This window comes from Streptomyces sp. NPDC097595, from assembly GCF_044761525.1.
In the GTDB taxonomy this organism is placed as follows: Bacteria; Actinomycetota; Actinomycetes; order Streptomycetales; family Streptomycetaceae; genus Streptomyces; species Streptomyces drozdowiczii_A.
The window spans coordinates 112875-128285 of sequence record NZ_JBIWCN010000012.1 but is presented as its reverse complement, the minus strand read 5'-3'; the positions used below and the strand labels follow the sequence as shown (position 1 = coordinate 128285).

The 15411-nt window shown below is 73.0% G+C and carries 14 protein-coding genes; 10 read left to right on the top strand and 4 right to left on the bottom strand.

Annotated elements, in window-relative coordinates:
- Positions 1-114 precede the first annotated feature (114 nt).
- Positions 115-2562: a GTPase-associated protein 1-related protein gene (locus ACIQZN_RS20095; RefSeq protein ID WP_403995392.1), complete on the top strand. Its 2448-nt coding sequence runs from the start codon at positions 115-117 to the stop codon at positions 2560-2562.
- Between the two features lie 90 nt (positions 2563-2652).
- Entirely contained in the window at positions 2653-3111 is a 459-nt protein-coding gene (locus ACIQZN_RS20090; RefSeq protein ID WP_403995389.1) for a hypothetical protein, read from the top strand.
- A gap of 46 nt (positions 3112-3157) precedes the next feature.
- On the opposite strand, the gene msrB is transcribed toward ACIQZN_RS20090, so the two are convergent.
- The 4 genes from msrB to ACIQZN_RS20070 all read right to left on the bottom strand — a co-directional run bounded on the left by msrB (position 3158) and on the right by ACIQZN_RS20070 (position 6434).
- Positions 3158-3565, bottom strand: a complete 408-nt coding sequence (msrB, locus tag ACIQZN_RS20085; protein WP_403995386.1) for a peptide-methionine (R)-S-oxide reductase MsrB — start codon at positions 3563-3565, stop codon at positions 3158-3160.
- Positions 3566-3576: 11 nt separating this feature from the next.
- Positions 3577-4974 carry a UDP-N-acetylmuramate--L-alanine ligase gene (murC, locus tag ACIQZN_RS20080; protein ID WP_403995383.1) on the bottom strand — a complete coding sequence of 466 codons (1398 nt, stop codon included), beginning with the start codon at positions 4972-4974 and terminating at the stop codon, positions 3577-3579.
- A 40-nt stretch (positions 4975-5014) separates the two neighbouring features.
- A complete protein-coding gene (locus tag ACIQZN_RS20075; protein ID WP_403995649.1) occupies positions 5015-5467 on the bottom strand; it encodes an indole-3-glycerol phosphate synthase in 453 nt (150 codons plus the stop codon).
- 202 nt (positions 5468-5669) lie between these two features.
- On the bottom strand, positions 5670-6434 hold the full coding sequence (locus ACIQZN_RS20070) for a pyrimidine reductase family protein (RefSeq protein ID WP_403995380.1): 765 nt from the start codon (positions 6432-6434) through the stop codon (positions 5670-5672).
- 37 nt (positions 6435-6471) lie between these two features.
- Here ACIQZN_RS20070 and zapE point away from each other — a divergent pair, with 37 nt between their 5' ends.
- The 8 genes from zapE to ACIQZN_RS20030 all read left to right on the top strand — a co-directional run bounded on the left by zapE (position 6472) and on the right by ACIQZN_RS20030 (position 15260).
- Positions 6472-7566 carry a cell division protein ZapE gene (zapE, locus tag ACIQZN_RS20065; RefSeq protein WP_403995377.1) on the top strand — a complete coding sequence of 365 codons (1095 nt, stop codon included), beginning with the start codon at positions 6472-6474 and terminating at the stop codon, positions 7564-7566.
- 88 nt (positions 7567-7654) lie between these two features.
- Positions 7655-8080: an OsmC family protein gene (locus tag ACIQZN_RS20060; RefSeq protein WP_329029529.1), complete on the top strand. Its 426-nt coding sequence runs from the start codon at positions 7655-7657 to the stop codon at positions 8078-8080.
- Between the two features lie 186 nt (positions 8081-8266).
- Positions 8267-9082 (top strand): polyphosphate polymerase domain-containing protein, encoded by an 816-nt coding sequence (locus ACIQZN_RS20055; protein WP_403995373.1) that lies wholly within the window; start codon positions 8267-8269, stop codon positions 9080-9082.
- Positions 9079-9756 (top strand): DUF4956 domain-containing protein, encoded by a 678-nt coding sequence (locus ACIQZN_RS20050; RefSeq protein WP_403995370.1) that lies wholly within the window; start codon positions 9079-9081, stop codon positions 9754-9756. The genes ACIQZN_RS20055 and ACIQZN_RS20050 overlap by 4 nt, the downstream gene beginning before the upstream one ends.
- Positions 9753-11429 (top strand): CotH kinase family protein, encoded by a 1677-nt coding sequence (locus ACIQZN_RS20045; RefSeq protein WP_403995367.1) that lies wholly within the window; start codon positions 9753-9755, stop codon positions 11427-11429. Before ACIQZN_RS20050 ends, ACIQZN_RS20045 begins: the two co-directional genes overlap by 4 nt.
- A gap of 131 nt (positions 11430-11560) precedes the next feature.
- On the top strand, positions 11561-12280 hold the full coding sequence (locus tag ACIQZN_RS20040) for a response regulator transcription factor (RefSeq protein ID WP_403995364.1): 720 nt from the start codon (positions 11561-11563) through the stop codon (positions 12278-12280).
- Positions 12277-13794 (top strand): sensor histidine kinase, encoded by a 1518-nt coding sequence (locus tag ACIQZN_RS20035; protein ID WP_403995361.1) that lies wholly within the window; start codon positions 12277-12279, stop codon positions 13792-13794. The genes ACIQZN_RS20040 and ACIQZN_RS20035 overlap by 4 nt, the downstream gene beginning before the upstream one ends.
- A 92-nt stretch (positions 13795-13886) precedes the next feature.
- Positions 13887-15260, top strand: a complete 1374-nt coding sequence (locus tag ACIQZN_RS20030; RefSeq protein ID WP_403995358.1) for an alkaline phosphatase PhoX — start codon at positions 13887-13889, stop codon at positions 15258-15260.
- Positions 15261-15411: the final 151 nt, after the last annotated feature.

The window sequence follows — 15411 nt, the reverse complement described above, 5'->3', positions numbered from 1 at the left end:
GACTGCGGAGCACTCCCCGCCGGGGTCGCCGCTCTCAGCCGGGACGGCGCTGCCACCGCGAGGGCCGGTGCGGGTGGCAGGGGATCTTCAGGCAGGGACGAAGAGAGCCGACGCATGAGCCTCGCGCAGTTGCACTACACCTCCGCGGACGGGGACGGAACCGGCGAGGACGGGCCGACCGCCGCCCGGTTCACGTCGGTTGACCCCTCGATACCCGCGTCCGTGCTGACCGAGGCGGGACCGCTGCTGGCGTACGAGGCGCCGCGCGGCACACCGGACCGGCTCACGGACACCGCCCTGCGCGCCCTGCCCGAGGCGTACAGCTTCAGCGTGCTCTCCGACGGCAGCGGGCTGCTGGCCCGGACCGTCGCGGTGCGCTCCCCCCTGACCTCCGCCGTACGCTTCCACGCCCACGCGGTCCACCTGCCCCCCGGCACCCGGCTCCCCGAGGGCACCCTGCCGCTCACCGCCTGCCGGACCGCCCGCTGGGCCGCCGCGACGCCGGACCGCCCGCTGCCGGGACCGCTCGCCGCGCTGCCCGCCCCGGCCGGGCACGAGGCCCGCGAGCGCGAGGCGCTCAACGACTTCGCCGTCTCACGCGGCCCCTGGCTGGCCGGTGTGCTGTCCGACCTGCGCCGCCTGCACGGCCCCGACGGACCGGAGCGGGTCGTGCTGGCCGAGCGGCAGAGCGCGGACGTCGCCCGGTGGATCGCGCTGGCCGGGCTCGCCCTGCCGGACGGGCTCGCCGAGCACCTGACCTTCACCACGTACACCCGCCGCCCCCGCGAGGCCGCGCAGCGGGTGGTCGGGGTGCTGCCCGAGGACGCCGAGGAGCTGGCGGACTCCGGGCTGCGCGTGCATGCGTGCACCGGTCCGCGCCCGGACGGGCCGGTGGGCGACACCTGGGCCGAGACGGCGGCCCGGGTCTGGCGCGGCCGGGCGCCGGAGCTCTTCCGGGAGGCGGCCGCGCTGCCCGGGGAGCCGTTCGCGGCGGGCCCGCTGGCGGTGACGGCCCTGTGCGCCGGCATACCGCTCGGCACCGAGGAGCGCGCGGCGGCCGCGGACTGGGCCGCCGAGCGGCCGTACGCCCTGGACGGGACCCGTACCCACCGGCTGGTCGAGGCGCTGACCGTGCCCGGGACGGACGACCGCTCCGGGCCCGAATTCGACGCCGCCGGGCGGCTGTTCGCGGCGCTCGACGGCCGCTCCCCCGCGACGACCACCGCCCCGCTCGCCGCGATGCTGGTGACCGAGGCGGTGCGCGGCGGCAACGGCTCGCTGGAGCTGCCCGGCCGCACCGCCTTCAGCGGGCCGGAGGGCGCGGCCGTCGCCGGGGTGCTCGGGCCGGAGATAGTGACCGAGCTGGGCGGTGCGGGCGTCGGCCTGGACGTGGCCCGTACGGTGCAGCTGCTGCGGGTGGCCCGGCTGCTCGGGGTGGACTGCGCCGAGCTGCTGCCCTCCGTGGTCGACCGGCTCGCGCCCGCGCTGCTGACGGGCGGTGAGGAGGGCGCCCCGGGCTGGGCGCCCGCTCTCCTTGAGCTGATGGACGAGCAGTTCGATGTGCGTACGGCGCTGCTCGGCGCACTCGACCGGATCGCGCCGGACCATCCGGCCGACGTGGCGCGGCTGCTGAGCCGGGTGCCGCTGCCGTTCACCGGCACGCAGGCGCTGCCGCATCTGCGGATGTGCGCCGGGGCGCCGGAGGCCAGGGCGGACTGCGGCGACGACCGGGTCGCGACGCTCCAGCGCATCCTGCGGGCCGGCGGGGTCTCGCCGTTCGCGGAGCCGCGGGTGCTGCGGACGGCGGTGGGCCTGGTCTGGGACGGCGAGGCGCCGACTGCCGCCGAGGCCCGGCAGCTTCTGGAGGCGGCGACCTCGGACGCGCACCGGGCGGCCGGCACCTGGTCGCTCCTGGTGGCCGCCGCGCTCGCGGCCGGCGCCGACGACGGGGCGGCCCCGGAGCTGGCCCACGACCTGCTGCGCGGCTTCCCGCAGGAGACCGGGGGCCGGGTGCGCGCGGCGCTCCAGCTCCTGGAATTCGCCGGCGAGGTGCGCTCGGGCGCGGCGGAGCCGGACTGGGCCGAACGGGTGCGGGCGCTGCGCGCGGAGGCGGAGCCATTGGAGCCGGGCGTGCTCGGGCAGGCGTGCGACGCGGTGGCCGGGCGGCTGCTGGCGCCGGAGCGGCCCGACGAGGAGCTGTACGCCCTGGTGCAGAGCGGGGACGCGGACCTGATCGCCGCCTACGCCCGGACCGCGCGCGGTGACGGCGTCCGGGCCCGGCTGGCCGCCGACCCGGCCTACGCGGCCGACTGCTTCACCGTGTGGACGGCCCACCCGCACGCCGGACCCACGTGGACCGAGGCCGCGACCGGGCTCCTCGACGAGGTGCTGCGCCCCGTGGTGCGGGGGCTGCCCGCCGACCGGGTCGCGGCGGTCGAGGACGCGGTCGGCCGCTCGGGCAGCAGCGGCCGGGCGGACGCCTTCCGCGACTGGAACCGCCGCGAGCGCGGCACCCTGGGCCGCCTGGGCCGCCGCATCGCGGGGCGGGTGCGGCGGGCCTGAGCGAGGCGCGGGCCGCTCCCGGCTGCGGGTACCGTTGAGGCACCGATCTCGTGCGCCCTCCTGGCGGGCTGCGTGGACCCCAGGAGGATCATGACGACGAACCGCGGCCGAAAGGACGTCATCCGCGACCGGATGGCGGCGACCGGCGAGTCGTACAACGTGGCGGCCCGCAACCTCAAGGCGATGAAGGACATGGGCGCCACGCGCGAGGCCGTCCTCACCCAGCGCTGGCGGCCGGCGGACTCGCTCGATGTGCCGTGCCCCTGCGGCGGCACCTGCGAGCCGGGGGAACGGTGCGGGCGCTGCCACGCGCTGCACCGGCACGTGGCGCGCTACCCGGGCAGCACCACCGAGGTCGAGACGTGGGTGGACCGCTACGAGTGCCTGGGCTGCCCGGCCTCGTACACCCTGACCGTGACCCTGCCGGGCCGCCCCTGGGGTGTCGCGGAGACGGTCGTCAGGGGCGGCGCGGCGGAGGAGGTCGTGCGGGCCCGGGTCTTCCCCGGGGTGGCGCACCCGCTGCTGAAGTCGGAGGCGGACGCCGACTGAGACGCGCCCTGCCGCGGCGGGGCGGTCACTGACGCGCGGGGATCGTTCAGCCCGCGTCGGGCGTCAGCCGCAGCGAGATCGAGTTGATGCAGTAGCGCTGGTCCGTCGGGGTCGGGTAGCCCTCGCCCTCGAAGACGTGGCCCAGGTGGGAGCCGCAGCGGGCGCAGCGGACCTCGGTGCGGACCATGCCGTGGCTGCGGTCCTGGATCAGCTCGACCGCGTCGGTGTCCTTCGGGTCGTAGAAGGACGGCCAGCCGCAGTGCGACTCGAATTTGGTGTCGGAGCGGAACAGCTCCGCGCCGCAGGCCCGGCAGGAGTAGACGCCCTCGGTCTTGGTGTCCGTGTACTCACCGACGAACGCGGGCTCGGTGCCGGCCTTGCGCAGCACCGCGTACTCGGCGGCGGTGAGCTCCTCCCGCCACTGTTCGTCCGGCTTCTCGACGTCGTACGTCACGGGTGGCTCCTTCAGTTCGACAGGTGGTCCAGGATCCGCGGGCCGAGGTCGGTGACGTCGCCCGCTCCCATGGTGAGAACGAGGTCGCCGGGCTTCGCCATTCCCGCGACGACCTCGGGGACCCGGTCCTTGTCGTGGACGGCGGTGACGTCGGCCCCGGCGGCGGTGGCCGCGTCGATGATCAGGGCGCTGGTGACGCCGGGGACCGGGTCCTCGCGGGCCGGGTAGATGTCCAGGACCACGGAGGCGTCGGCGAGGGCGAGGGCCTGGCCCATCTCCGTACCGAGCTCCTGGGTGCGCGAGAACAGGTGCGGCTGGAAGACGACGAGGAGGCGGGCCTCGGACGCGGCACCGCGCATGGCCTCCAGGTCGGCGGTCATCTCGGTGGGGTGGTGCGCGTAGCTGTCGATGACCTGGACGCCGGCCGCCTCGCCCTTGAGCTGGAGGCGGCGCTTGACCCCGGTGTACTTGCCGAGGGCCGAGGCGAGGTTGTGGGCGGGGATGCCGAGCGCGATGCCGGCGGCGAGGGCGGCGACCGCGTTGAGCGCGTAGTGGCGGCCGGGCACGGAGACGGTGAACGTGAGGAACTTCCCGCCGAGGATCACCGTGACCTCGCTGGTCAGGCCGCGCGGGGTGATCTTGTGGACGCGCACGTCGGCGGTGTCGGACTCGCCGTAGGTGACGACGGTGAGCGCGGGCAGCGCCTCGCGGACCCGGCGGGTCAGCTCGACGGCGCCGGACTGGTCGGCGGAGACGACGAGGGTGCCCTCGGGGACGATCTTCCCGGCGAAGGTCTCGAAGGACTCGTAGATCTCGTCCATCGACGCGTAGTTCGCGTGGTGGTCCAGCTCGACGTTGAGGACGATCGCCACATCGGGGTCGTACTTCTGGAAGCTGCGGTCGCTCTCGTCGGCCTCGGCGACGAAGATGTCGCCCTCGCCGTGCGTGGCGTTGGTGCCGGGCCCGGCCAGGTCGCCGCCGATGGCGTACGAGGGGTCGAGGTCCAGCTCGCTCAGGGCGACGGCCAGCATCGAGGTGGTGGTGGTCTTGCCGTGGGTGCCCGCCACCGCGATGGAGCGCAGCCCGCCCATCAGCGAGGCCAGGGCGTCGGAGCGGTGCACGACGGGGACCGAAAGCTCCCCGGCGCGCACCAGCTCCGGATTGTCGGCGCGGATGGCGCTGGAGACGACGACGCAGCTGGCGTCGTCGGCCAGGTGCCCGGCGGCGTGCCCGATGTGGACGGTCGCCCCCAGCGCGCGCAGCGCCTCGGCCGTCGGGGACTCCTTGGCGTCGCTGCCCGCGACCTTCGCGCCGCGCTGGGCGAGGATCTTGGCGATGCCCGACATTCCGGCGCCGCCGATGCCGATGAAGTGGGGTCGTTCCATGGCGGCGGGGATGCCGGGTGCCATACGTGTCTCTCCCAGGTGCGTACGGGTAGGGGCTCCCAGCCTATTCGCTGTGCGCGAAGAGCTTGAGCACCGGGACGCCGACCTTGTGCCGGGCGCGGGACGCCCAGTCGCGGTGGAAGAACTCCTCGACGTAGTGGGGCGCGGTCAGCACGATGACCTCGTCGGCCTCGGACTCCTCGACCACCGAGGTGAGCTTGTCCAGCGGGTGGCTCTCGATCACCTGTCCGACCGCCTCGGAGCCCGCCTGGCGCAGGGCCTCCAGGGACACTTCGAGGGCCAGCTCGGCCGACTCCCTGGCGCTCCGTCCCTCGGGCTCCTCGCTCTCGCGGGCCGCTTCCTTCAGTTCGCCCATCGCCAGGTCGTCGATGGCCCGCAGCAGAACGTCCGCCTGGTCGCCGCGCGGCTGCATGAGGACGACGAAGGAGGTGCGCTCCTCCCCGTGCAGGGTGGTGACGAATTCGACGTCCCCGGCGGTGAGGGCCTTCTCGATCATCAAAACGCTGGTGAACACCACAGAGCCCTTCTCTTCAGCGACCGTCGCCGGCCGCTGGCGAAACCATCCTTCCCCGTGCTGGCACGGGGTCTGCGAGATCCATTCTGCCCACGGAACGCTAACCGGAACACGATATTCCGCTCATTGCCACCGTGCGAGGCGCTACGGGGAGAGCTCTGGGGCGTACGGGGAGGGCGGGGCCTCAGGGCCGGCGGTAGCGGGTGAAGAGGAAGCCGTCCTCCTCCAGCAGCGAGGCCAGGGCGAATCGTTTCGGCACCTCGACGGCGGGCCCGCCCGCGATCCGCTGGGCGTCACCGGCCGTGAGCATCGGCGCGACGGTCAGGCACAGCTCGTCCAGCACCCCTTCCGCCACGAACTGGCCGAGCAGCCGGGGCCCGCCCTCGGTGAGCAGCCGCCGGTGCCCCCGGTCGGCCAGCTCCCGCACGGCACGGGCCGGGTCGACGCGCGAGCCCTCCCCCGCGATCACCACCTCGGCGCCCGCCTTCCGGGCCGTCGCGATCCGGTCCGGGGGCGCGCCCGCCCCGGTCAGCACCAGCGTCGGGACCAGCGGTGAGACGAAGAGCGGGAGCGAGAAGTCCAGGTCCAGGCTGCCGCTGACCACGGCGACGGCGGGGGCCGGGGTCTGCCCGGCGTCCTCCCGGCGCGCCGCGAAGGCGTCCCGCGCCCTGGCCGGCCGGTAACCCTCCTGGCGTACGGTCTGGGCGCCCGCGATCACCACGTCGGCCAGGCCGCGCAGGGTGCCGAAGATCCGCATGTCGCTCTCGCAGGAGATCGGCTGCGAGCGGCCGTCGTGCTGGGCGGCCCCGTCCAGCGTGGACACCATGTTGGCCCGCAGCCAGGGTCCGTCCCCGGCGGGGTAGGCGTAGGCGTCGGCGAGGCGGTCCAGGCTCCATTCGCCGGAGGTGTCGGCCGCTGTCAGGTCGGTCACAGGGAACAGGCGTCGCATGTCCGGCAGTCTGGCACGGGTCGTAAGCTTGACGGTTGTGTCGTCCTCCCACGCCGTGCCGGGGTCCAGCCCCATAGCCGAAACGGCCCCGCTGTCCCTGTGCGCCCGCGAGCCGCATGTCCCCGCCGACCGTCTGGTCGCCGAGATGGTGCCGCCGCCGCGCTTCGACTCGGTGCGTTTCGATACGTACGTACCCGACCCGAACCAGCCGAGCCAGACCGAGGCGGTCCGGGTGCTGAGCGACTTCGCCGCCGGGCTCGGCGGGGCGCATGCCTCGGGTTCCGGGAAGCGCAAGTGGTTCGGCCGGAAGGCGGAGGCCAAGCCGTCCGGGCCGCGCGGGGTGTATCTCGACGGCGGGTACGGGGTCGGCAAGACCCATCTGCTCGCCTCGCTCTGGCACGCCACCCCGGCCGCGCCCTCGCTGAAAGCTTTCGGCACCTTCGTGGAGCTGACGAACCTGGTGGGCGCGCTGGGCTTCCAGCAGACCGTGCGGACGCTGAGCGGGCACCGGTTGCTGTGCATCGACGAATTCGAGCTGGACGACCCGGGCGACACCGTGCTGGTGTCCTCGCTGCTCAGCCGGCTGGTCGAGGAGGGCGTCGCGCTGGCCGCGACCTCCAACACGCTGCCCGGCAAGCTCGGCGAGGGCCGGTTCGCCGCCGCCGACTTCCTGCGCGAGATCCAGGGCCTGTCCGCGCACTTCCGCCCGCTGCGCATCGACGGCGAGGACTACCGCCACCGCGGTCTGCCCGAGGCCCCGCCGCCGTTCTCGGACGAGCAGGTCACCAAGGCCGCGTACGCCACGCCGGGCGCCAGCCTGGACGACTTCCCGGCGCTGCTCGACCACCTGGCCCGCGTCCACCCCAGCCGGTACGGCGCGCTGACGGACGGGCTCAAGGCGGTGTGCCTGACCGAGGTGCGGGCGGTGCCCGACCAGTCGACAGCGCTGCGGCTCGTGGTCCTCGCCGACCGGCTGTACGACCGGGAGGTGCCGGTCCTCGCGGCCGGGCTGCCCTTCGACCGGCTGTTCAGCGACGAGATGCTGAACGGGGGGTACCGGAAGAAGTACTTCCGGGCGATCTCCCGTCTCACGGCGCTGGCACGCGACGCGAAGGGGCTGGTGGGGCAGTAGGTTCGGGGGCGTAAGGACGTACCACCGGCGGTGCACGACGCAGTGCCCCGCCGTCCCGTACCACCGCGCACCGTTCGAAGGGACCAGCATGGCTACCACGCGTACCGCCCACACGGAATGGGAAGGCAACCTCCTGGAGGGCAAGGGGGTCGTCACCCTCGACTCGTCCGGGATCGGCGAGTACCCGGTCTCCTGGCCGTCCCGCGCGGAGGAGGCGAACGGCAAGACCAGCCCGGAGGAGCTGATCGCCGCGGCCCACTCCAGCTGCTTCTCGATGGCGCTCTCGCACGGCCTGAGCGGCGCCGGCACCCCGCCGGCACGGCTGGAGACCAAGGCCGACGTCACCTTCCAGCCGGGCACCGGCATCACCGGCATCCACCTCACCGTGGTGGGCACCGTGCCGGGTCTGGACGAGGCCGGCTTCGTCAAGGCGGCCGAAGACGCCAAGGCCAACTGCCCGGTCAGCCAGGCGCTTTCGGGCACCACGATCACGCTGAGCGCCTCGCTCGCCTGATCTTCTCCCGCTGTGTCCCCGGGCCGTCCGCCCGGGGACACAGCTGTTTCCGCACCCGCCGTGTTCACCTTCCGGCCATCTTTGATCCTCCTGTAATCCACCCGGGTTTCTCATCGCCTCCTCATCCGTCGTTGGTTCCGTGTCGCGGGCCGGCCGGTCCGGCACGGACGACGAAGGAGGCGCACGGTGTCGCACACCGACACGGCCACGGTTGACCCCCCACCGCTGCATGTGGCGAGCAGGCTGCACGCCTTCAACAGATACGAGCTGAAGTACCTGGTCCCGGTCGAGCTGGCCGCCGAACTCCGCGACGAGCTCGGCGAGCGGATGGACCGCGACCTGAACAGCCCGGTCGGCGGATACGGGGTGTGGAGCCTGTACTACGACTCCCCCGAGCTGCGGTTCTACTGGGAGAAGATCGAGGGCCTGAAGTTCCGCCGCAAGCTGCGCATCAGGCACTACGGCGACCCGGCCGGGGTGACGGACGAGTCCCCGGTCTGCGTCGAGATCAAGCAGCGCGTCAACCGGGTCACCCAGAAGCGGCGCATCACCCTGCCGTATGCGACGGCCCGTCAACTCTGCGACGGGCGGGAGCTGGTGGAGCACTCCCCGAGGGAGCGCGCGTTCGTCCACGAGGTGCTCGACCTGGCCGTACGGCTCAACCTCCGGCCCACCGCGATGACCGGCTACCAGCGCGAGGCGCTGGTCGGGCGCGCGGCCGACACCGGTCTGAGGGTCACCTTCGACCGGCGTATCCGGGGCCGTGACCGCGACTTCCACTTCGGGCAGGACGGTGCGGAGAACCGGTTCACCGTGCCGCCGCACCTGTCGGTGATGGAGATCAAGGTCAACGAGCGCACCCCGCACTGGATCACCGACCTCGCGGCCCGCCGCAATCTGAGCCTCATCCGGGTCTCCAAGTACGTCCAGTCCATCGAGGCGTTCGGCCTGGCGCCCCGGTCCGTCTTCCATCTCGCGGCACTCGAAGCAGGAGCACAGTGAATTTCGATCTGCAGGAACTCAGCGGGACGTTCAGCGTCGCCGACGTCGTCGCGGCGATGGCGCTGTCCTTCGTCCTGAGCACGGTCATCGGTTACGTCTACCGGTACACCCACCGGAACGTGTCGTACAGCCAGTCCTACGTCCAGACCCTGGTCATCGTCGGCATGATCGTCGCCCTCATCATGCTCGTCGTCGGGTCCAACCTGGCGCGGGCGTTCTCCCTGGTCGGCGCGTTGTCCGTGGTCCGGTTCCGTAACGCGGTCAAGGAGACCCGGGACGTCGGGTTCATATTCCTGGCCATGGCGATCGGCATGGCCTGCGGTGCCCGCTTCTATACGCTCGCCGCGGTCGGCGCGGTCGTGATCTGCGCGGTCGTCGTCATCATGCACAAGTTCGACTGGTTCGCGCTGAACGTGCAGCGCCAGGTGGTCAAGGTCCAGGTCCCGGCGGGCGAGGACTACACGCCGGGCATCCGTGACGTGCTGATCAGGTACACGACCGAATTCGAGCTGGTCTCCACGGAGACGATCCGGGGCGGGGCGCTCAACGAGGTGTTCTACACGGTCCGGATGAAGAAGGGCACCGAGCCCAGCGACCTGGTGACCGCCCTCCAGGAGCGCACCTCCGGCCAGCGCGTGACCGTCCTGACCGGTTACGACACCACCGACCTGTGAGCCCCGTCGACGGCACGCCCCGGGGACGACGGCTGCGCGACCGGATGCCCGTACGCCTGCGGCACCACTGGAAGCCCGCCGGGGCGCTGTGCGCCGGGCTCGCGGTGATGCTGTACGCGTTCGGCGACGCCCGGGTCTCCCCGTACGTCACCTCCGCCTCGCGGGCGGAGGCCGACACGATCACGGATGACGTGAAGGGGACGGTCGGGCTGTACGACACGTCCGTGCAGCACTCCGTGCAACTGGAGTACAAGCAGACCGACTTCGACAAGATGATGAAGGAGTTCAAGAAGGACGGCACGAAGGACGCCATCCCGGCCGACCTCACGATCGACGGGGTCTTCCTGAGCGATGTCGGCATCCGCCTCAAGGGCAACTCGACGCTGATGTCCCTGCGCGGCAACCGGGGCGGCGGCCAGGGAGGCGGTCCGGGAGGCGGCCAGGGCGGGATGCCGGGTGGCGCGGAGGGCGGCATGCCGGGCGGCGGTACGGGGCAGCGCGGCGGTCAGGGCGGTGATGCCGCCGGCGGCGGTCAGGCCCCGGGCGGCGCGGCCGGTGGGCGTGGTGGCGGGATGACGCAGTACAACCTGTCCGCCGACAAGCCCGAGGAGCTGCCCTGGCTCATCAAGACCGACGAGTACGTGGAGGGCCGGGCCTACCAGGGCGAGCGGGAGATCTCGCTGCGCCCGGGCAGCAACGCCCAGGTCCCCCTCAACGAGGCGCTGGCGCTGTCGCTGATCGACGGGACCGGTGAGCCGGCCGAGCGCTACGGCTTCACGACGCTCAAGGTCAACAACCGGCCGGCGGCCGTACGGCTCATGGTCGAGAACCCCGACACCGAGTACGCGGAGGCGGTCGAGGGCGAGTCGGTGGTCTACAAGGCCCGGGCGGGCGGCACGTTCGACTACCAGGGGGACGACCCCTCGAAGTACGAGACGTCGTTCCGGCAGCTCAACAAGGTCGGCAGCCAGGACCTCGAACCGGTGATGAAGCTGGCCAAGTGGGTCGAGGAGTCCTCCGACGAGGAGTTCGCCGCCGACCTCGACAAGCACGTCGACGTCGACTCGTTCGCCCACTACGTCGCCACGCAGAACCTGCTGATGAACTTCGACGACATGGCGGGCCCGGGGAAGAACTACCTCCTCGGATACGACCTGAACAGCAAGAAGTTCTCCGTGCTCGGCTGGGACTACAACCTCACCTTCAGCGGGGACGCGACGGCGGGTCCTGACGACGAGATGAGCATGGGCGGCGGCCGCCCCGGCGGAGGACAGGGAGGCGGTCCGGGCGGCGGCGACGAGCCGGAGGGGATGCCGGAAGGCATGCCCGAGGGCTTCCCCGGAGCACCCGACGGCGGTGACGGCGACGACGCGGCCGGTGGCCGGCGCGGCGGCGGCATGATGTCCGGGCACGCCCTGAAGGAACGGTTCCTGGAGCTCGACGCCTTCGATGCGGTGTACCGGAAGGCGTACCAGGACCTGTACGAGAAGTACTACGCCTCCGGCAAGGCCACGAAGACCCTGGACGACCTCGCGGAGCAGGCCACCCGGGCCGGTGTCCCCGCGAAGGACGTCGAGAGCGCGGCCGGCACCCTGCGCACCACGGTCACCCAGCGCACGGCGGCACTGGCGAAGGACCCGTCCGTCTCGACGAGCAAGGAGGTGACCGGCTGACCTCCGGCGCGCCCCGGACCCCCGCCGGGGCGCGCCGCCGTTCCTGTGAACGCGCACAAGTTCGGCCCGTAGCATCGCGCCGCACGGCGCCGCCCGGACCGTGTCCGCCACGCCGTGAGGTGATCCTTCCCATGGGCGACCGGTCCGCCCGGCACTCCGTCCTGGTCGTCGAGGACGACCCCGGTATCCGTACGCTGCTCACCTCCGCGCTGACGGCGGCCGGTCACCGCGTCGCCTCGGCGGCCAACGGGCGGGACGCGCTGGACGAGGTGGCACGCCGCCGGCCGGACCTGGTCGTGCTGGACGTCATGCTCCCGGACACGGACGGCTTCAGCGTGACGCGGGCGCTGCGGTCCCGGGGCGACTACACCCCGGTGCTGTTCCTGACCGCGCGCACGGACATCGAGGACCGGATCATCGGACTCAGCTCGGGCGGCGACGACTACGTCACCAAGCCGTTCCACATCCAGGAGATCCTGCTGCGGATCCGGGCGATCCTGCGCCGCACCGGTGGCGCGCCCCGCCCTCCGGCCGAGCAGCCGCCGCTGCGGTACGCGGACCTGAGCGTCGACCGCGAGCGGCACACCGTGCACCGGGGCGGGGAGCCGGTGCGGCTGTCGCCGACCGAGTTCCGGCTGCTGGTCTGCCTGGTGTCGCGGGCCGAGAAGGTGGTGGAGAAGCAGGAGATCCTGCTGGACGTGTGGAGCTACGGCTTCTCCGGGGACACCCGCATCGTGGACACGTACATCAAGAATCTGCGCCGCAAGATCGACCGCGCGGACCGGCCGCTGATCCACACCGTGCGCGGCGTGGGCTACTGCCTGCGGCTGCCACGCGAGAGCGCACCGTGAGGTTCCTGCCGCGCCGGCCCCGCTCGGTGCGGACCCGGCTGGTGCTGATCTCGACCGTCCTGGCCACCTTGGCCGTGCTGGTCTCGCAGGCGGCGGGGCTCGCGGTGATGCGGTCCTGGCTGACGGGTCAGATCGACCACCGGCTCGTCCAGTTCCGCCCGCCGCCCCCGGCCGCGTACGGGAGGCCGCCGCACGGCCCCGCGCCCGAGGACGTGCTGCCCTCCGATTTCCGGGTCTTCTTCTACGGCTCCGACGGGCGGCTGCGGCCCGACTCGCTCGGCAGCGGCACCGGCCGCCCCCGGCTGCCCGCCACCGCCTCCGGCCCCGCCCCGGAGCGCGGCCGCCCCGCCACCGTGCCGGACGCGGACGGCGGTTCGGCCTGGCGGGTGGTGGCCGACACGGGTCCGGACGGGCGGCGCGTCGTCGTCGCGCTGCCGCTGGGCACGGTGGAGGGGGCCACGTCGAAGCTGCTGTGGTTCAGCCTCGCGATCGGGGTCGCCACCGCGGCCGGGGTCGGGCTGCTCGGCAGTGCCGCCGTGCGCCTGGGGCTGCGCCCGCTGGCCCGGATGGAGCGGACGGCCCTGCGGATCACCGGGGGCGAGTCGGCCCTGACGGTGACGGACACCGACCCGCGCACGGAGACCGGGCGGCTCGGGCTCGCGTTCAACACGATGCTCGGCCAGGTCCGGGCGGCTCTGCACCGTAAGGACGCCTCCGAACAGCGGTTGCGCCGTTTCATGGCGGACGCGGGGCACGAGCTGCGCACCCCGCTCACCTCGATCCAGGGGTTCGCCGAACTCCTCGTGGAGCAGCCGCGCCTGCCCGCGGCCCGGCGGCGCGAGGCCCATGTGCTGATCGCCCGGAACGCGGAGCGGATGAGCCGGCTCGTGGACGACCTCTTCCTGCTGGCCAAGCTGGGGTACGCCCCCGTGGCGCACCGCGAGACCGTGGACCTGCTGTCGCTCGCGGCGGACGGGGTCGGCGCGGCCGTCGTCGCGCATCCGGGCCGCGAGGTGCGGCTGGCACCGCTGGGCGGGGGCGGGAAGGACGGGTCCGGGTCCGCACTGGACGTGGTGGAGGCGCTGGGCGACGCCCATCAGCTGTCCCAGGTGATCGGCAATCTGCTGGCCAACGCCTGTGTGCACACCCCGCCCGGCGCGTGCGTGGAGGTCCGGGTGGGTGCGGTGCGCACCGGGCCGGACACCGGCGGGACCGACCGGCCCGGCCGCCGCGGTGCGACGGCGGCGCTGCCGGCCGGGGTGGCGGCGTGTGTGGTGGAGGTCGCGGACGACGGGCCGGGACTGCCGGCCGAGGTGGCCCGGCAGGTCTTCGAGCGGTTCTACCGGGGGCCGTCGGCGGACCGGGAGGGCGGCGGGCAGGGATCGGGGCTCGGGCTGTCGATCGCGGCGACCATCGCCGAGGCGCACGGCGGGCGGCTCGAACTCGACACCCGGCCGGGCGAGGGTTCGACGTTCCGGCTGCTGCTGCCCCGGAGCGTCGGCGCGGGTCCGTAAAGCGTGGCGTGACAACGTTCAGCGATGGCCTCCGATGGGCAGGGCTGCTCTTGACGAAGCCATGTCACCTGTCCCCCAGCAGGGAGTTGCCCATGTCAGCCGCACCCCGTCCCACCGCCACCCGGAGGAACGTTCTTGCCGCGGGCGGCGCCGCCGTCTCGATCGCCTTCACCGGCGCGTTCACCGAACTCTTCGCGGGCAGCTCCGCCGCACGCGGTCACGACGCCTACGGCCCGCTCGTGCCGGACCCGGACGGCCTGCTCGACCTGCCGAAAGGCTTCCACTACCGGGTGCTGTCCCGGGAGGGCGACCCGCTCCGCTCCGGCGAGGGGCAAGTGCCCAGCCACTGCGACGGCATGGCCGCGTTCGCCGCCCGGGGCGGGCATGTACGACTGGTCCGCAACCACGAGAACCGGGTGGACGCCGCGATTCCGGTGCCGGTGGTCGAGGGGCTGACATACGACCCGATGGGCAAGGGCGGCTGTACGGCCCTGGAGCTCGACGGCCACAACCGGGTGCTGTCGGAGCGCGTCGCCATCGCCGGTACGGCGGTGAACTGCGCGGGCGGGCGCACCCCCTGGAACACCTGGCTGACCTGTGAGGAGACCGAGGACAAGGCCGGCACCAACGGCTACACCAAGGACCACGGCTACATCTTCGAGGTGGACGGCGCCGATCCGCGCCGCACGGGTGCCGTGCCGCTGACCGCGATGGGCCGCTTCCAGCACGAGGCCGTCGCGATCGACCCGCGCGACGGGACGGTGTACGAGACGGAGGACGCGTTCGAGAAGCCGTTCGGGCTGTTCTACCGCTTCCTGCCGAAGAAGCCGCTGGGCGGTACGGGTTCGCTGCGCGCGGGCGGCCGACTGGAGGCCATGCGGGTGCCGGGGGTGCCCGACCTCTCGGCCGTGCGGGAGACCGGGACGGTGTTCGAGGGCGTCGAGTGGGTGCCCGTACCGGACCCGCAGGCCGCCGAAACCCCTATCCGCTTCCAGGACTTCGGCCGTAAGGGCATCACGCACGGCCAGAAGCTGGAGGGCTGCTACTGGGGCGGTTCGTGCGTCTACTTCGTCTCCAGCTTCGCGCACAGCGCGGAGGGCTCGGCGGCGGACCACTACGGGCAGGTCTGGCGCTACGACCCGCACCGCCGCCGGCTCACCCTGGTCGTCGTCTTCGGCCCGGACACCGACCTCCAGCTCCCCGGCGAGTCCCCCGACAACATCACCCTGGCCCCCGACGGCGGCCTGATGGTCTGTGAGGACGGCGGCGGCGCCCAGCACGTGTTCGGCCTGACCCGGCGCGGCGAGGTGTACGCGATGGCGCGCGGCCGGCAGAACACCGGGACGCCCGAGGAGCCGGAGTGGGGCGAGTTCGCGGGCGTCACGTTCGCACCGGATTACGGGACGATGTACGTGAATGTCTACACACCGGGCACCACGTTCGCCATCACGGGTCCGTGGCGCTGACGGACTGAGCGGAACCGCGGCGCACCCCGCCGCGTCTTTGCAGACGGCAACATGGGGTTTGATCCATCCGGGTGTGCCGGTGCAGGATGGCGGGGTGTGCTTCGGTGCGCCCGCGCTTCGGCGCGCCGGGCGCCCGGACGCTCAGTGGAAG